This window comes from Streptococcus hillyeri (assembly GCF_041081565.1).
Lineage (GTDB): Bacteria > Bacillota > Bacilli > Lactobacillales > Streptococcaceae > Streptococcus > Streptococcus hillyeri.
Genome location: NZ_CP163513.1, coordinates 1752722 through 1776020, shown reverse-complemented (window position 1 = coordinate 1776020; position 23299 = coordinate 1752722). Strand labels below are relative to the sequence as shown.

General features: G+C 40.0%; 29 protein-coding genes and 1 pseudogene. 27 read left to right on the top strand and 3 right to left on the bottom strand.

Going from position 1 to position 23299, the window contains the following annotated elements; genetic code table 11:
* Window positions 1–87: 87 nt before the first annotated feature.
* Complete coding sequence (locus AB6M99_RS08560) at window positions 88–855, bottom strand: epoxyqueuosine reductase QueH (protein WP_121835554.1); 768 nt, start codon at window positions 853–855, stop codon at window positions 88–90.
* 229 nt (window positions 856–1084) lie between these two features.
* Between AB6M99_RS08560 and AB6M99_RS08555 the strand changes: the two genes are divergently transcribed.
* The 17 genes and pseudogenes from AB6M99_RS08555 to AB6M99_RS08475 all read left to right on the top strand — a co-directional run bounded on the left by AB6M99_RS08555 (window position 1085) and on the right by AB6M99_RS08475 (window position 13867).
* Window positions 1085–2083 (top strand): LacI family DNA-binding transcriptional regulator, encoded by a 999-nt coding sequence (locus AB6M99_RS08555; protein ID WP_121835471.1) that lies wholly within the window; start codon window positions 1085–1087, stop codon window positions 2081–2083.
* Window positions 2084–2270: 187 nt separating this feature from the next.
* Window positions 2271–3932, top strand: a pseudogene (locus AB6M99_RS08550) (PTS transporter subunit IIBC); the annotation flags it as partial.
* A gap of 103 nt (window positions 3933–4035) precedes the next feature.
* Complete coding sequence (locus AB6M99_RS08545) at window positions 4036–4860, top strand: endonuclease/exonuclease/phosphatase family protein (protein ID WP_369351211.1); 825 nt, start codon at window positions 4036–4038, stop codon at window positions 4858–4860.
* 77 nt (window positions 4861–4937) lie between these two features.
* Complete coding sequence (ispE, locus tag AB6M99_RS08540) at window positions 4938–5792, top strand: 4-(cytidine 5'-diphospho)-2-C-methyl-D-erythritol kinase (RefSeq protein WP_369350533.1); 855 nt, start codon at window positions 4938–4940, stop codon at window positions 5790–5792.
* Between the two features lie 137 nt (window positions 5793–5929).
* Window positions 5930–6373 carry a zinc-dependent MarR family transcriptional regulator gene (locus AB6M99_RS08535; RefSeq protein WP_121835474.1) on the top strand — a complete coding sequence of 148 codons (444 nt, stop codon included), beginning with the start codon at window positions 5930–5932 and terminating at the stop codon, window positions 6371–6373.
* Entirely contained in the window at window positions 6374–7084 is a 711-nt protein-coding gene (locus AB6M99_RS08530; RefSeq protein ID WP_121835477.1) for a metal ABC transporter ATP-binding protein, read from the top strand. It abuts the gene before it with no gap.
* Window positions 7074–7886 carry a metal ABC transporter permease gene (locus AB6M99_RS08525; RefSeq protein WP_121835479.1) on the top strand — a complete coding sequence of 271 codons (813 nt, stop codon included), beginning with the start codon at window positions 7074–7076 and terminating at the stop codon, window positions 7884–7886. The genes AB6M99_RS08530 and AB6M99_RS08525 overlap by 11 nt, the downstream gene beginning before the upstream one ends.
* A 160-nt stretch (window positions 7887–8046) precedes the next feature.
* A complete protein-coding gene (locus AB6M99_RS08520) occupies window positions 8047–8484 on the top strand; it encodes a hypothetical protein (protein ID WP_121835481.1) in 438 nt (145 codons plus the stop codon).
* 69 nt (window positions 8485–8553) lie between these two features.
* Window positions 8554–8748 carry a helix-turn-helix transcriptional regulator gene (locus AB6M99_RS08515; protein WP_369350532.1) on the top strand — a complete coding sequence of 65 codons (195 nt, stop codon included), beginning with the start codon at window positions 8554–8556 and terminating at the stop codon, window positions 8746–8748.
* A gap of 13 nt (window positions 8749–8761) precedes the next feature.
* On the top strand, window positions 8762–8935 hold the full coding sequence (locus AB6M99_RS08510; protein ID WP_369350531.1) for a hypothetical protein: 174 nt from the start codon (window positions 8762–8764) through the stop codon (window positions 8933–8935).
* 13 nt (window positions 8936–8948) lie between these two features.
* Window positions 8949–9116, top strand: coding sequence for a hypothetical protein (locus AB6M99_RS08505; protein ID WP_183121660.1), 168 nt, complete (start codon window positions 8949–8951; stop codon window positions 9114–9116).
* Window positions 9117–9129: 13 nt separating this feature from the next.
* Window positions 9130–9591, top strand: a complete 462-nt coding sequence (locus AB6M99_RS08500) for a hypothetical protein (RefSeq protein WP_121835485.1) — start codon at window positions 9130–9132, stop codon at window positions 9589–9591.
* Between the two features lie 422 nt (window positions 9592–10013).
* Window positions 10014–10187, top strand: coding sequence for a hypothetical protein (locus AB6M99_RS08495; protein WP_183121661.1), 174 nt, complete (start codon window positions 10014–10016; stop codon window positions 10185–10187).
* Window positions 10188–10211: 24 nt separating this feature from the next.
* The gene (locus AB6M99_RS08490; RefSeq protein ID WP_369350530.1) at window positions 10212–11039 is read left to right on the top strand and encodes an ABC transporter ATP-binding protein; all 828 of its coding nucleotides are present in this window, start codon (window positions 10212–10214) and stop codon (window positions 11037–11039) included.
* Window positions 11032–11727, top strand: a complete 696-nt coding sequence (locus tag AB6M99_RS08485; protein WP_121835489.1) for an ABC transporter permease — start codon at window positions 11032–11034, stop codon at window positions 11725–11727. Before AB6M99_RS08490 ends, AB6M99_RS08485 begins: the two co-directional genes overlap by 8 nt.
* 9 nt (window positions 11728–11736) lie before the next feature.
* On the top strand, window positions 11737–12414 hold the full coding sequence (locus tag AB6M99_RS08480) for a CPBP family intramembrane glutamic endopeptidase (RefSeq protein WP_369350529.1): 678 nt from the start codon (window positions 11737–11739) through the stop codon (window positions 12412–12414).
* Between the two features lie 796 nt (window positions 12415–13210).
* Complete coding sequence (locus tag AB6M99_RS08475) at window positions 13211–13867, top strand: CPBP family intramembrane glutamic endopeptidase (protein WP_121835493.1); 657 nt, start codon at window positions 13211–13213, stop codon at window positions 13865–13867.
* 29 nt (window positions 13868–13896) lie between these two features.
* On the opposite strand, the gene proC is transcribed toward AB6M99_RS08475, so the two are convergent.
* Window positions 13897–14667: a pyrroline-5-carboxylate reductase gene (gene proC / locus AB6M99_RS08470; RefSeq protein WP_121835495.1), complete on the bottom strand. Its 771-nt coding sequence runs from the start codon at window positions 14665–14667 to the stop codon at window positions 13897–13899.
* Entirely contained in the window at window positions 14664–15734 is a 1071-nt protein-coding gene (gene pepA, locus AB6M99_RS08465; RefSeq protein WP_121835497.1) for a glutamyl aminopeptidase, read from the bottom strand. The genes proC and pepA overlap by 4 nt, the downstream gene beginning before the upstream one ends.
* A gap of 131 nt (window positions 15735–15865) precedes the next feature.
* On the opposite strand from pepA, the gene AB6M99_RS08460 reads away from it, so the two are divergent.
* From AB6M99_RS08460 to nusG, 10 genes are all read left to right on the top strand, one after another.
* Window positions 15866–16165 carry a DUF4651 domain-containing protein gene (locus AB6M99_RS08460; RefSeq protein ID WP_245962699.1) on the top strand — a complete coding sequence of 100 codons (300 nt, stop codon included), beginning with the start codon at window positions 15866–15868 and terminating at the stop codon, window positions 16163–16165.
* Window positions 16162–16479, top strand: a complete 318-nt coding sequence (locus AB6M99_RS08455) for a thioredoxin family protein (RefSeq protein WP_121835499.1) — start codon at window positions 16162–16164, stop codon at window positions 16477–16479. The genes AB6M99_RS08460 and AB6M99_RS08455 overlap by 4 nt, the downstream gene beginning before the upstream one ends.
* Window positions 16480–16483: 4 nt before the next feature.
* Complete coding sequence (gene ytpR / locus AB6M99_RS08450; protein WP_121835501.1) at window positions 16484–17110, top strand: YtpR family tRNA-binding protein; 627 nt, start codon at window positions 16484–16486, stop codon at window positions 17108–17110.
* Window positions 17111–17208: 98 nt separating this feature from the next.
* Window positions 17209–17586: a ribonuclease P protein component gene (gene rnpA, locus AB6M99_RS08445; protein WP_121835503.1), complete on the top strand. Its 378-nt coding sequence runs from the start codon at window positions 17209–17211 to the stop codon at window positions 17584–17586.
* A 65-nt stretch (window positions 17587–17651) separates the two neighbouring features.
* Window positions 17652–18446, top strand: a complete 795-nt coding sequence (locus AB6M99_RS08440) for a YidC/Oxa1 family membrane protein insertase (protein ID WP_281272440.1) — start codon at window positions 17652–17654, stop codon at window positions 18444–18446.
* Window positions 18447–18455: 9 nt separating this feature from the next.
* On the top strand, window positions 18456–19475 hold the full coding sequence (jag, locus tag AB6M99_RS08435) for an RNA-binding cell elongation regulator Jag/EloR (protein WP_121835507.1): 1020 nt from the start codon (window positions 18456–18458) through the stop codon (window positions 19473–19475).
* A 119-nt stretch (window positions 19476–19594) separates the two neighbouring features.
* Entirely contained in the window at window positions 19595–21922 is a 2328-nt protein-coding gene (gene pbp2a / locus AB6M99_RS08430; RefSeq protein ID WP_121835509.1) for a penicillin-binding protein PBP2A, read from the top strand.
* A 48-nt stretch (window positions 21923–21970) separates the two neighbouring features.
* Window positions 21971–22123 (top strand): 50S ribosomal protein L33, encoded by a 153-nt coding sequence (rpmG, locus tag AB6M99_RS08425; RefSeq protein WP_121835511.1) that lies wholly within the window; start codon window positions 21971–21973, stop codon window positions 22121–22123.
* A gap of 149 nt (window positions 22124–22272) precedes the next feature.
* Window positions 22273–22449, top strand: coding sequence for a preprotein translocase subunit SecE (gene secE, locus AB6M99_RS08420; RefSeq protein ID WP_121835565.1), 177 nt, complete (start codon window positions 22273–22275; stop codon window positions 22447–22449).
* A 176-nt stretch (window positions 22450–22625) separates the two neighbouring features.
* On the top strand, window positions 22626–23165 hold the full coding sequence (gene nusG, locus AB6M99_RS08415; RefSeq protein ID WP_121835513.1) for a transcription termination/antitermination protein NusG: 540 nt from the start codon (window positions 22626–22628) through the stop codon (window positions 23163–23165).
* The last annotated feature ends 134 nt before the right edge of the window (window positions 23166–23299 follow it).

Sequence of the window (23299 nt, the reverse complement as noted above, 5' to 3'; positions counted from 1 at the left end):
ACAAATGGAGTAGATTCCTCGTTTCTTTTTTGATTGATTCAGTTTTATAGTCGCCATAAATAGGTGAGGTTGTTTTGAATGGTGATGCTAGATTTCTTTCCCGCTCACGACAAATCGGATATGGGAGTAGTCGCGTTCAAGGTCCTTATCTGCCATAAAGGTTTTGGCATCTTTTTTGACTTGAATGAGGTCGATGCCTTGGGCTTGGGCTCCGAAGACACAGCCGCAGTAGCATTGGCGGTAGATGTCGTATTCAGCACACATTTCGACAGAGCGTTTGTAGCCTTGGTTTTTCTTGAAATCACTAGGGAGATACTGGGTATCATAGATTTTTTGCACTTCCAGACCGACGGCATTGATGGTCTGGGAGTTTTTGTGTGGGCTGATGGTTAGGGCACTGCCAAAGTAGTCAAAGCCTAGCTCGACAGCCTTGGCTGCGGTTTTGTCTAAGCGGTAGTCGTAGCAGACCTTACAACGGTCACCGCCTTCTGGTTCGTCCTCAAGTCCGTGAACTTTTCGGAAAAATTCATTAGGCTCATAAGGGGCTGCTAAGAATTGCACATTTTGACCAGTATTGCGATTAAAGTCGTTGACAAATTTTTGCGTGACATAGCTACGGCGTTCATATTCGACTTTAGGATGAATGTTGGAATTGGCAAAATAGATGGTCACATCACAAAATTGGGTGATGTATTCTAGAGTGTAGGTGCTACAAGGGGCGCAGCAGACATGCATAAGGACACTTGGTCGGGTATTTTCTGTCTGCCATTTTTTGACCATTTGTTGCATGACCTTATCGTAGTTGACTTTTTGATTAGGAGTCATGCGTGAGAGAATCTCTTCAACGTTAATCATCTGGATGCCTTTCATTAGTTCTTATTTTCTAGTCTAACATAGAAAATGGGAAATCGCACAGCTATTTTACAAAAAAACACCGCTGAAAATCATTTAGTGTGAGATGTTTTTTCACTTTTATCATTGCTATTTTCTAAGATAGTAGGGCACTTTAAGTTTTTGAGTTGACAGTTTTTTAGAAAATGCTATCCTAAGGCTATTAAGAAAAAATAGGAAAGAAAATAGTGATATGGCAACTATCAAAGATGTCGCAAAATTAGCTGGCGTCTCCGCATCGACCGCTTCGCGCGTGCTCCACAACAATAGCATGATTAGTGAAGCTACCAAGGCCAAAGTTAGAAAAGCAATGGAGGAGTTGAATTACTCTCCCAACTACTCAGCCCAAAATCTCGTCAAACGTGATTCTAATATGGTCGGAATTGTCTTACCAGTGCGTGAAAATCAGGAATCGCTTGGTAATAACCCTTTTTTCATGCAAATTATTCAAGGCATTAGCAGCGTCTGTACGGATTATAATTTCATGGTTAGTTTAGCTACCGGGCGTAGTGAAGCAGAGCTACTTAAAAATGTTGAAACGCTCATTCGTAGTGGAAACATCCGTCGTCTCATCTTTCTTTACGCTAAAAAAGATGACCCTGTCTTTGAGGCTGTACAAAAAGAGAAAATCCCCTGTGTCGTCGTCGGGCAGCCCTATAGTGAGGTCCCTTCGTGGGTTACCTTCGTGGATAATGACAATTGCAGAGCAGGAGAAGATGCGACCCGATTTCTGATTGAAAAAGGCTATAAAGACTTAGTTTATGCCTTTACAGACATGGCAGAGCTGGTCCAAGCAAACCGTTTTGAAGGTTACTGTTTAGCGATGGAAGAAGCAGGACTATCACCTAAATTACTTCACCTTCCAAGGCAAGAAGATGATACTAATCAAGAACGGTTGTCACAGTATTTAGCCAAAGAAACTGTCACAGGATTTGTTAGCATTGACGATATGCTAGCTCTACGCTTACAACGCTTTTTATTCCGAATTGACAAATCACCGAGCGACTATGCCATGATAAGTTTCAATAATTCAATGATGACAGAACTTGCTAGTCCCTCTCTGACGTCTGTGGATGTTTTCCCATACCAATTAGGAGAACTAGCCGCTAAACAGTTGGTTAGCCCAGATGACACCCAAGACAACCTGATTGTCGTACACGAAATCATAGAACGCAACTCTTCAAAAGTCTAATTGGAATTTCTGATTAGGCTTTTTGTGCTAAATATGACCGATATGAAACGTAAGATTTAATCCAGTTAAAATTGATGAAATTTTTCCAAGAAAACGCTTTACAAAACAAAAAAGTGTGCTATAATGAACTTATCAAAAACAACGCAAACGTTTGCGAATAAATGCAAACGTTAGCATAGGAGGAATTATGAAAACCTTAAAAGAAAAATTCGGTTTTGAATTTTGGCAAAAGTTCGGTAAGTGTTTAATGGTTGTTATCGCTGTTATGCCTGCTGCTGGATTGATGGTCAGTATTGGGAACTCGATTCCACTTATTGCACCAGGTAATGCTGTTCTAGCAACGATTGGTAATGTGGTAGCACAGATTGGTTGGGCGATTATCGGTAACCTTCACTTGCTCTTTGCTTTAGCTATTGGTGGAAGCTGGGCTAAAGAACGTGCTGGAGGTGCATTTGCTGCTGGTCTTGCCTTTGTCTTGATTAACCGTATTACTGGTGCGATTTATGGTATTTCTAGTGCTATGCTATCTGACTCAGAAGCTGTTGTTACGAGCTTCCTTGGCACTAAAATGGCAGTCGCTAACTACTTTACTAGCGTTCTTGAAGCGCCAGCGCTTAACACAGGTGTCTTTGTTGGTATCATTTCAGGTTTTGTGGGTGCGACAGCTTTTAACAAATACTACAACTACCGTAGACTCCCTGATGTGCTTTCCTTCTTTAACGGGAAACGTTTTGTACCATTTATCGTGATTTGGCGCTCAGTATTAACAGCTCTTGCTCTTGCCTTTATCTGGCCAGTTATCCAATCAGGAATTAATGGCTTTGGTATGTGGATTGCGACCTCAAAAGAATCAGCACCATTCTTTGCCCCATTTGTTTATGGTACCTTGGAACGTCTTCTTTTACCATTTGGTTTGCACCATATGTTGACCATTCCAATGAACTACACAGCGCTTGGTGGTACTTATGATGTTTTGACAGGTGCCGCTCAAGGGACTCAAGTATTTGGGCAAGACCCACTCTGGTTGGCTTGGGTAACAGACCTTATTAACTTTAAAGATGCAGGTGATACAGCAGCTTACAATGATTTGTTTACAGCATTTACTCCAGCTCGTTTCAAAGTTGGACAAATGATTGGTGCGACTGGTACACTTATGGGTGTAGCGCTAGCCATGTACAAAAATGTTGATGCTGATAAGAAAAAACAATATAAAATGATGTTCATCTCAGCAGCGGCAGCTGTATTCTTGACTGGTGTTACCGAACCACTTGAATTCATGTTCATGTTCGTTGCAATGCCACTTTATGTTGTTTATGCCTTTGTTCAAGGTGCTGCATTTGCGGTTGCCGATCTTGTTAACCTTCGTGTTCACTCATTTGGTAATATTGAACTTTTAACACGTACACCAATGGCGATTAAGGCAGGTTTGGGTGGTGACTTGATTAACTTTGTTTGGGTATCACTTCTCTTTGCCGTAGCGATGTACTTCATTTCTGATATCATGATTCGTAAAATGAAACTTGCAACTGCTGGTCGTCTTGGTAACTATGAAAATGAAGAAGCGTCACAAGATGACGAATCAGCTACAGTTGATACAAATTCACAAAGTGTTCAAATCATCAACCTTCTCGGTGGTCGTAGCAATATTGTTGACGTTGATGCTTGTATGACACGTCTGCGTGTGACTGTCCAAGATGCGTCACAGGTTGCCGATGAAGAAGCATGGAAAAAAGTTGGTGCCCTTGGTCTCTTCTTGAAAGATAACGGTGTTCAAGCGGTTTACGGACCAAAAGCTGATATCCTAAAATCTGATATTCAAGACCTCCTAGATTCAGGTGTGACGATTCCGACAACTGAAAAATAAACGTGATTATGGAATAGCTGAGTGATGGTCTGCTCAGCTTTTTCCATTATTAACAAACACAGTAGAGTTGATAGCGACTAAAGGAGAGATTATGAAATTATTAACCCTAAATACCCATTCTTGGATGGAAGAGTTCCCAGAAGAGAAGCTGGAACAGTTGGTGGAGCATATTCTGCGAGAAGACTATGATGTGGTCTGTCTTCAAGAAATTAACCAGTTGATGACGACTTCACATATAACAGCACCAGCGGATTATCAAGCCTTGCCTTTTGCGCCAGTTTTACATGAGGATCATTATGCTTACCTTTTGACGGAGAAGCTAGCACAAAAAGGCAAACGTTACTATTGGTCTTGGTCTTATAATCACATTGGTTATGACCGTTACCATGAGGGAGTTGCTTTGCTCAGTAAAACGCCAATTGATGCTCAAGAACTTTTGGTTTCCGAGGTCGATGACGAGACAGATTACCACACGAGGAGGATTCTTTTGGCGACGACAGAGGTTAAAGGCAGAGCGGTGACCTTAGCCAGTCTTCACCTGTCATGGTTTGGCAAAGGCTTTGAAGATGAGTGGGCGATTATCGAAAAACACTTGTTATCTTATCAAAATCCACTCGTTTTAATGGGCGATTTTAACAATCCAACTGACCAAGAAGGGTATCAGATGATTGTCAATAGTCCCTTAAATCTGGTTGATAGTCATCAAGCGGCGGGTCAGGTGTCAGGAGAGTATACGATTTTAGCGGATATTGATGGCTGGGAAGATAATCAGCAGGCTCTAAAAGTTGATCACGCCTTTGTCAGTAAAGCATTGAACGTTGTTTCTTCAAAAGTTATTTTTGATGGCAAGGTAACCCCAATACTTTCTGACCACTTTGGATTAGAAATTGAGATAGCATTTGATAAGGTATAGGATGAGGGTGCAATTCCCTCTTTTTTGTCTCTTATTTTATGGTATAATGATTAAAAATCACTTGAAGGGGGATGAAGATGGAAGTTATTGAAAAAGCACCAGCCAAGATTAATCTTGGATTGGACATTGCTGGGAAACGTCCAGATGGTTATCATGAGCTGTCGATGATTATGGTCAGTGTTGACTTAAATGATTATGTGACCTTAACCTTGCTTGATAGTGACACGATTACAATGACCTCTGATAGCCACAAAATGCCTCTTAATGAAAAAAATGATGTCTATAAAGCAGCTCTGCTTTTGAAAGAAAAATACGGCATCACAAAAGGAGTTGAGATCACGCTTCAAAAATCAATCCCGATTTGTGCAGGTTTAGGCGGTGGATCTAGCGACGCAGCCGCAACTATTCGAGGCCTAAATAAGCTATGGAACCTTGAGATGACTAGGGAAGAGATGATTGAGGTTGGGTTTCAGATTGGAAGTGACGTGCCCTATTGCTTGGAAGCGGGTTGTTCCTTGGTGACAGGTAAGGGAGAGTTTGTGGAACGCCTTGAGACATCACTTTCTTCTTGGGTCGTTCTCGTCAAGCCTCATTTTGGCATTTCGACACGAACAGTTTTTCCTGAAATTGATTTAGAAACCATTTCGAGGGTTGATATTTCTGCTTTGAAAAAAGCGCTGCTGGCTAAAGACTACGAAGGCATGATAAGCCATATGGGGAATTCTTTGGAAGACGTGACTATCGCGCGCAAGCCTTTTATCCAAAAAATCAAGGACCGTATGCTTAAATGTGGCGCCGATGTCACACTGATGACGGGCTCTGGACCAACTGTTTTCGCCCTTTGTCCAACAGAAAAACGTGCCGATCGTGTGGTTAATAGCATGAAGGGATTTTGTAAAGAAGTTTATAAAGTTCGTATTTTGCAGGGGTAAATCTTGCCCCTGCCTTTTTATTGTGGTATAATTAACCAGTTAATGAAGCGTGATGCTTCACCAATGAAAAAGAATCAAATCATATGATGTGAATGAAAGGAATCATTTTCAAAATGATTTCTCCCTGGAGGTTTAAGATGACAGAATTAGCACACCAATTAGATGCCCTAATCAATCGCATTCTCTTAAAAGCAGAAAATCAGCATGAATTACTGATTGGTTCTTGTGAAAGTCATGTGAAAGTGACCAATACTCAAGAACACATTCTCATGCTTTTGTCTCAAGAAAATTTGACAAGTTCTGACCTTGCTAAGCGATTGAATATCAGTCAGGCTGCTGTGACGAAAGCTGTTAAAAGTTTGGTCGGAAAAGGGATGCTTGAGACGACTAAAAAAGAAGAAGATGGTCGCAGTCTACATTTGACATTGACTGCTGATGCCGCTCCGATTGCTGAGGAGCATAGCCATCATCACGAAAAAACACTTGCTGTATACGACGAACTCTTATCAGAATTTTCTCCTGAAGACCAGTCTGTTATCAGTCAATTTATTACGACATTTTCACAGAAATTGGAGGATTAGATGCGCTATATTACCGTTGAAAATCTGTCGTTTCAGTACGATGGAGAACCTGTGCTTAGTGAAGTCAGTTATTATTTAGACAGTGGGGAATTTGTCACGCTGACAGGTGAAAATGGCGCAGCAAAATCCACGCTAATTAAAGCCACCTTGGGTGTTTTAAAACCTAAACAAGGACAGGTGACAATTTCCAAGACAAATAAGGATGGAAAAAAGCTCCGAATTGCTTACCTGCCCCAGCAGATTGCCAGCTTTAATGCAGGATTTCCAAGTACCGTTTATGAATTTGTCCGCTCAGGGCGTTATCCAAGACAAGGTTGGTTCCGCCGATTGACCAAGCATGATGAAGAACACATCAAGGTTAGTCTTGAGGCGGTTGGCATGTGGGAAAACCGTCATAAACGTTTGGGAGCCTTGTCTGGTGGTCAAAAACAACGTGTTGTGATTGCGCGAATGTTTGCTAGTGATCCAGATATTTTCGTCCTCGATGAACCAACAACAGGAATGGATTCTGGTACGGCTAAGACTTTCTATGAGTTGATGCACCATTCTGCCCATAAGCATGGCAAGTCTGTTTTGATGATTACTCATGACCCAGAAGAGGTCAAAGACTATACGGATCGCAATATTCATCTGGTTAGAAATCATGACCTTCCTTGGCGTTGCTTTAACGTACATGAAACTGATGAGGGAGGAGAGACACATGTTCACTGAGATTTTAGCCTATGATTTTATGCAACGTGCTCTATGGGCAGTAGTTGCCATTTCAATTTTTGCCCCAATTTTAGGAACCTTTTTAATCTTGCGTCGTCAAAGTCTTATGTCTGATACGCTTAGTCACGTGTCCTTGACTGGGGTAGCTCTTGGTGTCATCAGTGGTGTTAACCCTACCTGGACGACGATTTTAGTCGTAACCATTGCGGCAGTCATTTTAGAATATCTCCGCACGGTTTACCGTCACTATATGGAGATTTCAACAGCGATTTTGATGTCAATGGGTCTGGCCTTATCTTTGATATTGATGAGTAAATCAGACTCATCGTCAGGTGTGAGCTTGGAGCAATATCTTTTTGGGTCGATTATCACAATCAGTCAGGAGCAGGTCGTTGCCCTCTTTGTGATTGCAGGAGTTGTTCTTTTGTTGACTGCCCTCTTTATTCGTCCCATGTATGTGCTGACCTTTGATGAAGATACCGCCTTTGTGGATGGTTTGCCTGTTCGCCTCATGTCTACCCTCTTTAATGTTGTCACGGGTGTGGCGATTGCCCTTACCATTCCAGCGGCAGGAGCCCTTCTCGTATCAACTATCATGGTTCTTCCAGCCTCTATCGCTATGCGCCTTGGCAATAATTTCCGTTCCGTGATTGGCTTAGGCATCGTGGTTGGCTTTATCGGTATGGTGTCAGGGATTTTCCTTTCTTACTACTGGGAAACACCAGCTAGTGCGACGATTACCATGATTTTTATTATCCTATTCCTCTTGACAAGTTTGGTTAATGTTTTGGTAAAAGATTAATTCAAAAAACTGCTTCGGCGGTTTTTTCTTTTTGGGAAAATAGCAGAGCAAAAAAATGTCAAAAAAATTTTACATTTTTTGTAAAACACGCTTGATATTTTATGTAAAGCAAGCTATACTTATTTTGTAAAGCAAACTTGACAAAAAGGAGATAATCAAGATGAAAAAACTAACAGAAAAAAAGATTCTATCAGATGCTAAGCAAACTCTATTTGCAATACCAGTTTTATTAGGATTTTTTCTGTGGCAAGCTATCCAAAGCAATGACTGGATTTTATTTATAGTAATGACAGTTTTGTTAGTTTTAGCAGATGGTTATAAAAATACTCGTTTACTATTAGATAAAACCTATCGTAAGCGATACCTTATTAAAAAGAATGATGAACGAAATGTTCAGGTTGAGAATCTCACTTATCGAAAAATGCTGCAAATCCTAATGGTTGGAGGAGTCTTTCTTTCTGGAACTGTTTTTGGCTATTTATATGATGAACTAACGGTAGAACAAAGAGGGCTGATTGTACTAGTCATATTTGGATTTAGTTTAGCGATTTTTGGACTGTTTCATGCAATCAAATATTATTATTCACGTCAACTTTGATAAAAAAGAAAGGAACGTTTAGGTGTAAACGAGGGATTGATATGCTTAGAACCTTAAGGTGTGATTATTATGGAAACTAAAATTCAAGAGCTAAGAAAAGCTCAAAAGCTCAGTCAGGCGGAGTTGGCAGATGAGATGGAAGTCACCAGACAAACCATCATCTCCCTTGAAAAAGGTCGCTACAATGCCTCACTAGAGCTAGCCTATAAAATTGCTAAATTTTTTGGAAAAAACATCGAAGAAGTCTTTATCTTTGAAGATTAGGAGGAAATGAAAGATGAAAAAAATGTTTAATCTATTTATTATTGGTATTGCGATGGGAATTGTACTTTATAGTATTTGGGAGAATTTGCTCGGCTTAGTGATATTAGCCGCTGTTGCCATTTTTGGTCTTAAGAAATTACGTGATAGTGGAAAAGCCATCGAAGAAGTTTTTATATTTGAGGATTAGGAGGACATGAGAAATGAAAAAACCATTTAAAGAAACTATTATAATGATGGGAATTGTTTTTGGAGCAAGTCATGCGATTAGTGACTATACACTACTTCAACGTATTGGAATGGTGATAGTAGCGGGTCTTGTTTATTTTACGGGACAAGTCGTCATGAAACAGTTACGCCAAGCAAATTAAGGGAGAGTTAATCGTGTTAAACATATTAAATGATGTCTTACAAAACTTTGGAAAACAACAGCCCAAAGAGCGTTTTAAAAAAGAGATGGCTGCAAAAGCAAAATTTGGGATGGTATTTAGTTTACTGGTCTTCCTATCGCTTTTTCGCTTATCATTAAGCTCTTACACGCTAGGATTTTTAATAGGTATAGCCATTGGTGTCTTGTCGCTCAGTCTAAGAGTTCTTATCTTAGTCGGAAATGAGAAGTCCTTTAATCGCTATTACATTTCCTATTATGATGAGAGGAGTCGTCATATCAGAAATTTAGCAGCGCAGCTAACCTTTGCCCTATTAGTTTTATTTATCATGATTCTTATCGTCTTGTTTGCTTTTTGGCAGGTAAAACTAGACTATCATACCTTGCTGGTTGTGCTATTATTTACCACATTGTTAGGTCAAACAGTGATTAAGGCTATTTTAGACAAATTAATTTAAAAATAACTGCCTAATACTCATCCAAAATCAAAATTAGCATTTTAGAACTTCTAATATTATTGATAGACCACCGAACGAAGTGAGGTTAAAACGTTTCTTTCGCTATAGTGGTATTCTTATTAGTGAAACTGTCCAGTGGACAGTTTTAGCCCAAGCTCAGAAATAAAAAAGCGAGGGTAATTTGCCTGATAAGAACGGACTTTTTGAGACTTAGGCTCAAAAAGTAGCAATGAAACTCCATAGGAGGTTGCTTGCGTCCGCACATTTAAGAAAGAAACAAAAAAGTAATTTTTGATGTTTGTTAAGTATAAAATAGTCATTCAAGATAAAAAACTGACATTTCAGGACAAAGGTGTTTAAAAAGGTGATAGGTATTATATACTAAGGACATCAAAGGGACAATACAAGAAAAGGGGAAACTAATGAAAAAGACGGTTATAACTTGGTTGTTGGTGTTAGTCGTATGTGCGATTCAATTGAGCATCACTTACTTGGTAAGAGAAGGAGTTCTAGGAGATGTGGCATTTTATAGCATGACAGGTTTTATCATTGCTCTAGTAGCATTACTGCACAAGAGGACTAACAAACAAAACTAAGGATAGTTAATGGAGGGAATAATTATGGTGATTAAGGCATCAAACTTAACAAAGCATTTTGGAACACAAGTGGCTTTGGATAAGATTTCATTTGAGATTGGGAAAGGCCAGATTTTTGGTTTCCTTGGTCCTTCTGGTTCAGGAAAGACCACGACCATCAACATCTTAACTGGTCAGTTGTTGGCGACAGAAGGTTCGGCAGAGGTTTTTGGAAAAGCTGCGCAGGCTTTAACATCAGATGACCTAGCGAAGATTGGTATTGTCAGTGATGTCAGTGGCTTCTATGAAAAGCTGACGCTTTATAAAAATATGCAGGTTTACGCTAAACTTTTCGGTGTGAGTAATGAACGTGTGGATGACTTGCTTAAAGCCGTTGGCATTTATGAGTCAAAGGATAAGCTAGCTGAGAAATTATCAACAGGGATGAAGCAACGCATGCTGTTGGCGCGTGCGCTCATCAATCAACCTGAGGTGCTGTTCTTAGACGAACCAACTAGTGGACTTGACCCGTCAACGTCTCGTGTGATTCATGAGTTATTGTTGGATTTAAAAGCGAAAGGAACAACGATCTTTTTAACAACGCATGACATGCACGAAGCAACGCTACTTTGTGACAATCTAGCCCTCCTTCACCAAGGAAAACTCGTCGAAACAGGTAGTCCAGCAAGTCTTATTAAGAAATATTATACTGACAAAAAAGTGGTTGTTGCTTATCAAGATGGTAGCACGAAAGAAGTTGCTTACCCAGACCTAGCCACTTTAGAGCTTAATGCTATCGAAACCATTCACTCATGTGAACCAACCTTAGAAGATGTCTTTATCACATTGACAGGAGGTACCTTAAATGTTTAAACAACTGAAAGCCCTTCTTTGGAGCAGAAAAGAACTCCTTTTAGCGAATAAGCAAAATTCTATTGCCCTATTATTTCCTTTGATTTTTACGGCAATTTATAGCTTTATGTATAAGGATATGCCTGATGGTAATCAATTTATCTTCATGTTTACGACAGCGACCTTATCTGGAATGGTAGGAATGATTCTTCCCATTACCGTTTCAGAAGAAGATGAGAAGCATAACCAACGCAGTTTACTGTTGTCTGGTGTGACTTATGAAGTGTATCTCCTAGCGAATATCATCATTCCTTTAGTGGTCATTATTCTTTATTTACTGACCTTACCACTGTTACTGAGAGTGGGTTTGACTAATTGGTTGGCTTATTTAGCGGTTAATATTGTGACTAGTTTTGTGATTTTAACCTTATATATGATTGTCGCTCTGCTATGTGACACCCAATCAAAAGCGAGTCTAGCAGCAATGCCAGTCATGTTTGCGACCATGCTTTTACCAATGTTAGCAATGGGTGATGAAGGACTTGCTAAAATGATTCATTATACCCCACTAGGTGCTTATACAAAATGGAATGTCGAGGGTGCTGAGTATGTCTTGACAGACAAAACCTTCCTCATCTTACTAGTATGGCTAGTGCTGGCGCTTCTTATCGCTGGGGCTTTAATCAGACGTAAAAAAGTGAAAGAATAGGGGAATATAATGACAAAAACAATTACCAAATCTTTAATTTCTGGACTAATTGCGTTAGGTTTATTTTTTGGCATTCAATTTGCCCAGCTACCAATTTTTTACTTCCTTGAGCAAAATAAGGAGTCGGCATTAACAAGCATGCAGTCGCTTATTGCCATAGGTGCTTATTTGACTTTGATTGTCATAACATTGATCATAGGTATTTATACAAAAGTAATAGATTTGAAGCATAAGTTAAATTGGAAATATTTAGCACTTGCTATTTTTGCAGGAGAGGTGGCAATCTTTGCCTTCAGTTTGATTGCGGTTATTATTAAATTGATTATGGGAGATGCTGCTGTTGCTGCTAACCAAGAAATCGCCAATGATTTGATGCAACAAGTACCGATGGTGCTCATGGTTATAATGCTAATCCTTGGGGCACCAATTGTTGAAGAGAGTATCTTTAGAGGGTTTATTCCAGAGATGTTTCCTGAAAAATGGCAATGGGTAGGGCTTCTCATTGGTGCAGTGTTATTTGGGCTCATTCATAATCCAACAGATTTAGGAAGTGTGATTCAGTATGTTAGCATGGGAATGGTGTTTGCTCTTGTTCGCTATTTTGGGAAACGTATCGAATACAGCATTATCCTACATGCGATACACAATGCACTTGTATTGGCAACTATGATTAGTCAATTAAAATAGCATGATTATTCCTACAGGGGTTGGGACATAAATATCTCAACCTTCTATTCTTAATGGTATTAACAGATTGATGCAGTGGTTGATTGGAAGTCCTAAACCCTTGCTACGCAATCGTTAGCGGCCATCCTAATCAACTGTGCGGAGGTGGGACGACAAAATCGAAATCGTCATTTTTTGACGATTTAACGATTTTTGTCCCACTCTCCTTTTCTTGTCCTAGTACCTGTAAAAATGATTACAATCTGAAACTGTAGACCCCATATCGTGTGGTGTAAAATGATAAGAGTGTGTCAGACGATCATTTGTATTGGAAATTCAACCAGATTGATGGGTTATATTGGGGATTAGAGTCCTGTTAAAAACTTATTTTCAGGTTAAACTTCTTAGCATTAGCTTAAAATGCGACTGGAAGGTTGATGGAAATAAACTCCTATACGAATGTGATGAACGTCGTTCATTTTATATCCAACCTCTAAAGGTCTCTCAGACCTTAACGATTGTGGGGAATGAGAGTGGGAGTTTCTCAAGATCTTGGGTTTGAAAATAAGCAATAGAAACTCCGTTAGGAAGGTTTTTTAAGATGGTTCTGTCAGTTTTATTACCCCTTTTTAGCATCTAAACTATTAAGAAAAGAAATGAAAAGTAATCTTTGATGATGTTGAAATATTAAAACAATCTTTAGATGATATGATTTTTCTAAAGATAATCTTAAGATTTCATAAATTATGTGAAGTTCTATTGACAGTATCAATTCTTTTTTGTACGATGTAACAAAAAGCGAGAGGGATACAATCAAATGATTTTAAGACAGGTGATGGAAAAGGGAAAACTTCTATTACTGACAGTAGCGATACTGTTTATGACTTTTCCGGAAGTCTATATTCCAAATGCTTGGTGGACGGGTCAAAGTTGGCAACCCTTATTAGCCTACGGTCTCTATGCAATGACTTTAGGTTTACTTAGCGCATTGATTTTTTGGGTTATTAGGCATTATAAGGTGAGAGCCTTTAGTTTAGAACATTTTCAATGGCGCTATTTAGGCTATGTTGTGATTGGTTATGGCGTGATGTTTCTGGTAGATTATCTTGGCTTATTATGGCTTTACGCGCTAGGTGAGGTAACAACGGCTAATGAACTTGCCCTCATTGAAGAAGCGGATAAACTACCTATTGTGATTACTGCGATAGGGACAGTTATTTTTGGTCCAATTGCAGAAGAAGTTATTTGCCGTAGCTTGCTGAATAAGCTATTTTTTCCCCATTGGCGGTTTATTGGTATTCTAGCGAGTTCTTTATTATTTGGAGCTTTGCATGGACCAACAAATCTTCCATCGTGGATTATTTATGGTGGTAGTGGATTGATTTTTGCTACGGTTTATGAAATAACAGACGATATAGCCTATCCCATAGCACTTCATATACTGAACAATAGTCTGGTTCCATTATTTTGGTAATTTTGAGTAATGAAAAACCTTGTAGATTTCTACAAGGTTTTTGCTTTTTCGATGGTTTTGTCAATAGCAGAGCTGGTAGCGTGGGTCATACCCAAGCGTTCTAGTTCCATCAGACCAGCTATAGTTGTACCGCCAGGGCTACAAATCTTGTCAATCAAGTCATGAGGACTATCTGGTCCAGACAAGATAGTCTGAGCGGTTGCTTGAACCGTTTGGGCAACGATATTCAGAGCTAACGATTTTGGAAAACCATTTTTGACCCCAGCTTTTGCAAGAGCTTCGATGAATAAAGCAATGTAAGCAGGACTAGAACCCGCCAAGGCTGTAAAGGTATCGAAGTCTTTTTCAGCAATCTCAAAGGTGGCTCCAAAACTATTGCAGATTTCCTTAGTTACGTCAAGTAAATCTGAGGGTACCTTATCATTGGCGCAGATAGCCGTTGAGCTGGCTAATTGTTGCGCATTGATATTTGGCATGAGACGAATGAGTGGCAAATCAGGATTAGTCAGCTGTGCCAAGCATTTCAAGCTGATACCAGCTGCCATTGATAGGACAGGTTGTTTGAAGGTCAAGGGAGCTAGTACGGTTTCAAATAATTGTGGTTTGATTCCCAAAATGACCAAATCGGCTTGTTCAATCAAGTCTTCATGTGACTGAGCAAAATCAACATGAAGCTGCTTTGCAATTTCCTGAGAACGTGCTAAAGAAGATCCTGAAATGATTAGCTCATGCTCGGTGGTCTTTAAGCCGGTGATAATCGCGCTAGCCATTTTGCCAACGCCAATGAACCCTATTCTCATTTGTAACCTCGGATTGTATCAACAGTTGAACGGTCAAGTCGCTTCACGATAGCTTGTAAGAAAGCTTGTGCTTCTAGGAAATCGTCCATGGCATAAAGCGTCTGGTGACTGTGAATGTAACGAGCGCAGACACCGATAGTAGTTGACGGCACACCACCATTTTTAAGGTGGGCTGCACCAGCGTCGGTACCACCTTTACCACAATAATACTGGAATTTAACCCCAGCTTCTTCGGCAGTAGTCAGCAAGAAATCTTTCATGTCTTTGAGCATGATGTGACCTGGATCGTAGAAGCGAAGGAGGGTACCATCACCGATTTTTCCTTGGTCACCGTAAATGTCACCGGCAGGTGAACAGTCTACCGCAAAGAAAAGCTCTGGGTCAAATTTAGTGGTTGACACGTGTGCTCCACGAAGACCAACTTCTTCTTGAACGTTAGCACCAGCGATAAGCGTGTTTGGAAGCTCTTGACCTTTTAAGTGCTCTAAAAGTTCTGTTACCATAAGGACACCGTAACGGTTATCCCAAGCCTTGGAAATGATGTTTTTCTGATTAGCAGTTAAAATGGTTTCAGATTCTGGGATGATAATATCTCCTGGGCGCACGCCAAAGCTTTCAGCCTCAGCTTTATCAGCAAAACCAGCATCAAAAATAATATCAGCCACACGAGGTATACTAGGAGCTCCGCCATTGCCACGCATCAAGTGTGGTGGAACAGAACCAGAGATAACTGGCAACTTGTCACCTGCTTGTGTGTGGAGAACAAAACGCTGTGAGCTGACAACGAGTGGGTTCCACCCACCGATTTCGACCACGCGGAAAGTACCGTCAGCCTTGATATCGCTAATCATGAAACCAACTTCATCCATATGTGCAGCCACCATGATGCGAGGGGCGTTATCAGCCTTACTGTGTTTGATACCAAAGATCCCCCCTAGGCCATCTGTTTCGACTTCATCAACAAGTGGGGTGATTTTTTGGCGCATAAAGTGACGGACATCGTGCTCAAAACCTGCGATCCCGTGCAATTCCGTAACTTCTTTGATTTTTGAAAATAAATGATTCATTTTGGTCTCCTCAATCTGAATAGTTATGTTTTATTTTATCACTATACGGTCACTTTGTCAGTTTTTTATCGAAACATTAGCGAACTTTCTTCATTCAATTGAGACAAAAGCAGTGCTTTTATGATAAAATAATGATTATGAAACAAAAGAAATTTGCCTTCCTAGCAGGCTTATTAGGGCTAGGTGGTCTAGCAGCTGCTGGGGTAGTTGCCAGACAAAAGCAGTTAGAAAAAGAGCGGCAGCAAATCCTTATGGAAGTGCGTGAGTTTTTTGAGTCCTTTGGAACCATTTCAGTTGTCTATGTCAATGATTTTGAGTCCATTAGGAGGTTGGTGACAGGTGGTGTAGTCTTTGAAGATGGCGTAACCTTTTATTTTAGTTATGATCATGGTGATATTAACTATCGCTTAGAGGAGGATTTGGATAAATGATTATTCCTAAGTCTGTAGAAGAATTGGCAACATATGTCGAGAGTTCTGAGAAAGTCGTTTTCTTTTTCACGGCAGATTGGTGCCCTGATTGCCAATTTATCTATCCAGCTATGCCAGAAATTGAAGCGCAATTTCCAGAAATGACCTTTGTCAGAGTGGATAGAGATGAGCATATTGAACTGGCTCAAACATGGAATATTTTTGGCATTCCAAGTTTCGTTGTGACTCAAGATGGAAAAGAGTTGGGACGATTTGTTAATAAACTGCGTAAGAGTAAAGAAGAAATTATAAGATTTTTAGAGGAGTTAGCATAAGCGGATGATTTTTGCATACAATAAAGAACAGGTCGGAGATACCTTATTAGTTATTTTACAAGATACAGCTGATGTGAAACGGAACGTTGAGCGCCGTGGTAAGGTTGCGCGTGTTTATGCCGAAGCGACAAATGAAACCTTAGCTTGGAATATTTTTGAGGTATCTAGTCTGATTACTGTGGAAGGCAATGGTCAGGTCATTTTGTCAGATGAGGATGTTGCAACTTTAAATCAGGAGCTTTCTAAAGAAGGTTTCAAAGAAGAACTTGTGAATGATGAGGGTCCGTTTTTTGTAGTTGGTCAAATTGTAGAGATGGAGGCACATCCTGATAGTGACCATCTCAATATTTGTCAGGTTAAAATTGCGGAAGACAAAACGATTCAGATTGTAGCAGGAGCGCCTAATGCAGCAGTTGGACTTAAAACGATTGTTGCTTTACCAGGAGCGATGATGCCAAGCGGAAGTTTGATTTTTGCAGGTCAACTTCGTGGAGAAGATAGTTTTGGCATGATGTGTAGCCCGCGTGAGCTTGCTTTGCCAAATGCACCACAGGTTCGTGGGATCATTGAACTAGACGATTCGGCAGTGATTGGTGAGCCATTTGATGTTGCAAAACATTGGAGAGCCTAAGAACAGTTAAAAAATCCGCGAAAAACCTCTATTCTAGGGGTTTTAGCTTTTTCCGAAATATGTTATAATGAAAAAAATATAGAACTTGGAGTCTTATCGTGAAAAAAAGCTATCGCGTCAAGCGTGATAAAGACTTTAAGCTAGTTTTTCAGAAAGGCACGAGTGTCGCTAATCGAAAATTTGTAGTTTATAGTCTTCCAAAAGATCAACCCCATTTTAGGGTGGGTCTCTCAGTTAGTAAAAAGCTGGGCAATGCGGTAGTCAGAAATCGTATCAAACGTAGACTCCGTCACCTAGTCAAAGACTTGTCGCCTCATCTTGTGACGACAGACTTTGTCATCATTGCCCGTAAGGGAGTTGAAACACTGACCTATCAGGAAATGAAAAGTAATCTCGTTCATGTGTTAAAACTTGGAAAACTTTATCAAAATGACCATCAGGCTACTCTCTCAGAAAACAGTTTTGATGAGGCATGACACAAGATTTAATTGTTATCAGGAAGGAAATCAAGGTGAACAGAAAATTAAGATTCAGCGGGTTGATGTTGGCTGGTGGTGTTCTACTCTCAGCGTGTAGTCGTAACCCTCAGGATATGGCTCCTATCACAGCAGAAAGTACAGGCTTTTGGGCTAAATTAGTTTATTTATTTGCGCAGGCGATTGATGGCTTGTCGTTTGGACATATTGGTGTCGGGATAATCCTTTTTACCATTTTGATTAGAACAGTGCTTTTGCCACTGTACAACATGCAAATCAAGTCCAGTCGTAAAATGCAAGAGTTGCAACCAAAGTTGAGAGAGCTACAAAAACAGTATTCTGGTAAGGACAATGAAAGTCGTCTTGCTTTGACGGAAGCTACAAATGCTCTTTACAAAGCAGAAGGTGTCAATCCTTATACAAGCATGTGGCCACTTTTCATTCAACTTCCTCTTATGATTGCCCTCTATCAAGCACTCTTAAGGGTTGAGTTTCTTAAAGAAGGTTCATTTCTTTGGTTCAAATTGGCAGAGCCAGATCACTTGTTTATTCTTCCAGTCTTGGCGGCAGCATTTACCTTCTTATCAACATGGTTGACTAACAAGGGAGTTAGAGAGAAAAATGTTGCAATGACCATTATGTCAGTTGTGGCTCCAATTATGATTTTGATGGTTTCCCTGAACATTGCTAGTGGTGTGTCCCTTTATTGGACCGTGTCAAATGCTTACCAAGTCGTCCAAACCTTACTGTTCAATAATCCGTTCAAACTCATTGCAGAGCGGGAGCAATTGGCGCAAGCCGAAAAAGAAAAAGAAGCTAGGATTCGTCGTGCTAAAAAGAAAGCACATAGACGTAAATAAGGAGAAATTATGGCTATTTTTACAGGAAAAACGGTAGAAGATGCTATTGAAGCAGGGTTGCGTGAGCTAGGTTTGCCACGTATGAAAGCACATATTCGTGTCGTTTCAAGAGAGAAAAAAGGTTTCCTTGGTTTTGGCAAAAAGCCTGCGCAGGTTGAAATTGAAAACATTGATGAGAAAACGGCGCATAAGGCAGATCAAAAGGCTGTAAAAGGCGTACCAGATGAGGTTAACCAACAAAATGCCCCTGTGACAACCAGTCTTGAAGATACAATCGAATTGAGTAAAGTGACTAGTCTCATTAAGGAAATGGAAGCGCGTGGGGAACTTGAGGTTGATCAAGAGGTCAAAGAGCAATTTTTAAACAATAAAAAATCGCCACAAACGATTTTAGAGGAAACAGGTCATATCGAAGTCCTCAAAGAATTGCAAGGTAAGGAACCAGGTGAGCCTCTTGAAGCAGTAGAAGAAGTTGTTTCAGAAGAGTTGACAGAAACGGCTAAAGAAGATGATTTCCAAGCCTTTGTTTCTAGTGAATTTAGTCAAACGGAACAAGAAGAAGTTGTTTCAGAAGAGATTGAGACTGCTGCTAAAGAAGTGGCTGCCTACATTGAAAAAATCATCTATGAGATGGATGTTGAAGCAACCTTGGAAGTGGGCATTAATCGTCGTCAAATCACCCTTCAAATTGAAACGCCTGAAGCTGGTCGTGTGATTGGTTACCACGGAAAAGTTTTGAAATCAATGCAACTTTTAGCACAGAATTTCTTGCATGACCGCTATTCACGTTATTTCTCAGTAGTTCTTAATGTTCATGACTATGTTGAACACCGCACGGAGATTGTCATTGATTTCACCAAGAAAATGGCAAAACGTGTCCTAGAAACAGGTCATGACTATGTGATGGATCCAATGAGTAACAGCGAACGCAAAATCGTCCACAAAACCGTTGGAAAAATTGCAGGCGTTGAAAGCTACTCTGAAGGAGATGACCCTAACCGCTACGTCGTGATTAGTAAACTTCGTTAATAGCAAACTAAGCCAGTTGCAGCTGGCTTTTTATTATTTTATCAGCCTTAGGGCTGATTTTTTCTTAATCAAAATGGTTGGTTAAGCCAAGAAAGAAATAGCTGTGATATAATTTTCTTATGACATTTTTAGAATTATTGAAGAAAAAATTTTTACCTAGCCAATATCAAAAAGAAAAGGCTGAGCTCCAAAGGCAACAAGACGCAGTTGATATGGATATGGCGACTGATGAAGAAGTAGATCAGAATGACGTTGATATTGCTCAGCCTGAGCTTGCTGAGACTGAAGAACCAGTTTCACGCTATAAACGTAGCCGTAACCATCAGCAAAAAGAGGTGAGGAAGCCTGAGTTTTTGAAGCAGGCGGATCGTTTAAAGCTAGCCCCTCAAAATCCTCTGCGTCAATTCTGGCGTCGTTACCATCTTGGGAAGATTGTCTTGATTACCATGGCAGGCTTTGTCCTACTGGTTAGTGGTTATCTTTTTTACCTCGCAAAGACTGCTAAGGTTTCTGACCTTCAAGAAGCCCTCAAAGCGACGACAGTCATTTATGATCGCAATGAGGAATATGCAGGCTCTTTGACTGGACAAAAGGGAACCTATGTTGAACTCGATGCGATTTCTGATGATTTGGAAAATGCGGTGCTGGCAACGGAGGACCGTACCTTTTATGAAAATAAAGGGATTAATTTTAAGCGTACGATTTTAGCAGTGCTGACCCTTGGGAAATCGGGTGGTGGCTCTACCATCACACAACAATTGGCAAAAAATGCTTACCTCACTCAGGACCAAACGGTAAAGCGTAAGGCACGAGAATTCTTCCTTGCACTAGAACTAACCAAAAAATATAGCAAGCAAGAAATCTTGACCATGTATCTGAACAACGCCTACTTTGGAAATGGGGTCTGGGGAGTTGAAGATGCCAGCCAGAAATATTTTGGTACCAGCGCAGCTAATCTTTCTCTAGATGAAGCAGCCACCCTAGCTGGAATGCTTAAAGGACCGGAGATTTATAACCCTTATTATTCTATTGAACAGGCGACCAATCGTCGTGATACCGTCTTACAAGGAATGGTTGAGGCAGGCTATCTCAGCCAAGAAACGGCTGATAGTGCGATGACTGTGGGAATGGGAAACCGTCTGGCAGATACTTATTCTGGAAAAATGGACGATTATAAATACCCTTCTTACTTTGATGCGGTTATCAGCGAAGCGATTGAGACTTATGGGCTGAGTGAAAAGGATATCTTAAATAATGGATATAAAATTTACACGGAGCTTGATCAAAATTATCAAACGGGTATGCAGGCGACGTTGGATAATGATAATTATATTTTTGTTGCAGCTGATGGGCAAACCACTCAGGCTGCCAGCGTAGCCCTTGATCCTAAAACTGGAGGAGTAAGAGGTTTGGTTGGGCGTTCTAATAGTAGTGAGAATGCAGCATTTAGAAGCTTTAACTATGCTACTCAGGGACGCCGTAGCCCAGCTTCAGCTATTAAGCCACTTCTGGTGTACGCCCCTGCTATTGCGTCAGGTTGGAGCATTGATGAGCTCTTGCCAAATACTCGTCGCGATTTTAATGGCTATGCCCCATCAAACTACGGAGGAATTGAGACGGAGGATCTACCAATGTATCAAGCTTTGGCGAATTCCTATAATATTCCAGCTGTCTATACCCTAGACCAAATCGATGTGAAAAAATCCTTCTCCTATGGGAAAAAATTTGGTTTTAATATGTCGGATGTCCCAGAAGAATTAGGAGTAGCATTAGGTTCTAGTATGGCCGTCAGTCCTTTGCAGATGGCGCAAGCTTATGCCACCTTTGCTAATGATGGAGTGATGAATAAGGCGCATCTTATTACTCGAATTGAAACAGCTAGTGGTGAAAAAGTTAAGGCCTATACACCATCAGCTCAACGTGTAGTAAGCAAGTCTGTCGCTGATAAGATGACAAGTATGATGTTGGGAACATTTACTAATGGTACAGCTACTTCGGCGAATGTTTACGGCTATACGATGGCTGGTAAGACTGGCACGAACGAAGCAAGCTTCAACCCAGATGTAGTCAGTGACCAGTGGGTTATTGGTTATACACCCGATGTCGTGATTTCACAGTGGATTGGTTATGACAAGACGGATGAGGGCCATTATATTGTTGATCCTTACGGAAATTCCTCAGCTCTCTTTAGTGCGGTAGCTAGCACGGTTTTACCTTATACACAGGGGACCGATTTTTCGGTGACGAATGCCTACTTTGCTAATGGCATTGAGGCTGTCTATGATGCCTCAGCACAAGACATCCAGGAAGAATCGCGTAGCATTATTGATGATTTGAGAGATTCAGCGACTAAGGCCAAAGAAGACTTAGAAAAAGCTTTGCAAGACTCATCTATTCAGGAGAATGCTGAAAATATTTGGAATAGTATTGTTGATTACTTTAGATAAGTTGCAAAGAGCATGTTAACATGGTATAATGGCAGTTATGGAGGCAGTATGGCACAGAAAAAAGCAAGTTTAGCGTGTGCAGATTGCGGTAGTCGTAACTATTCCATCTCTGTTGGTAGCAATCCAAAACCGACACGCTTAGAAGTTAAAAAATTTTGTAAGCACTGTAAAGGATATACTCTACATAAAGAAACACGCTAGTGGTGATTGAGAATGGGGTAAAACAGTTAGTATTTGAGTTTCGCAGTAGTGCGATAGCTAAAGTTGTTTTATCCTAGGTTTTCAATACCTATTAAAAGTAATATACGGATTTGAATGAACCGTTTAATTTAAATGAGGAGTACAAAAATATTATGTTTATCAAAGGCATTTTTCAAGTTTTGAAAAATACAACTTGGCCAACTCGTAAACAACGTTGGTATGATTTTATCTCAGTTCTTGAATATACCGCATTTTTCACTTTGATCATTTTCTTATTTGACCGTTTGATTTCAGGTGGTCTCTTGAGTTTATTTGATAAATTCTAAGAAAAAGTCTTATAAAATAAGCAGATGTTATGGCTTATTTGGTCAAAACTGTGGTATAATATCAGTAAGACATAGAGCCGCATCGCCGGCTTTTTTATATCGTTTTTTTCAGGTCTTATGGTACCATCTAAAATTCAAGAAAAACAAAAGACTATAATTATTCAAAGGAGCATGAAATGTTAGATTCATTTGATAAGGGCTGGTTTGTCCTTCAAACTTATTCAGGTTACGAAAACAAGGTAAAAGAGAACCTTTTACAACGCGCTCAGACTTATGACATGTTAGATAATATCCTACAGGTTATTATTCCAACACAAACCGTTAGTTTTGAAAAAAATGGAACAACTAAAGAAGTTGAAGAGAATCGTTTCCCTGGTTACGTCTTGGTTGAAATGGTGATGACAGATGAAGCTTGGTTTGTTGTTCGTAACACGCCAAACGTTACAGGTTTCGTTGGATCACATGGTAACCGTTCAAAACCAACACCACTTTTGGAAGAAGAAATCCGCGCTATTCTCATTTCAATGGGACAAAAAGTGGATATCATTGATACCAATATTAAAGCTGGTGATGTTGTTCAAATCATTGACGGTGCCTTTATGGGACAAGAAGGTCGTGTGGTAGAAATTGATGGTAATAAAGTGAAATTAATGCTCAGCATGTTTGGTACAGAAACACAGGCAGAAGTGGAACTTTATCAAATTGCTGAATTGTAAGTTGGTCTATCTATGATAACAAAAGTGGTTGAGAATTGTCTCAATCTCTTTTTTGTTCGTCAATAACGAACGAATTTTAGAAAAATACAAAAATGATAAAAAGTTATTGACGGTTTCTTAAGATTCTGTTAGAA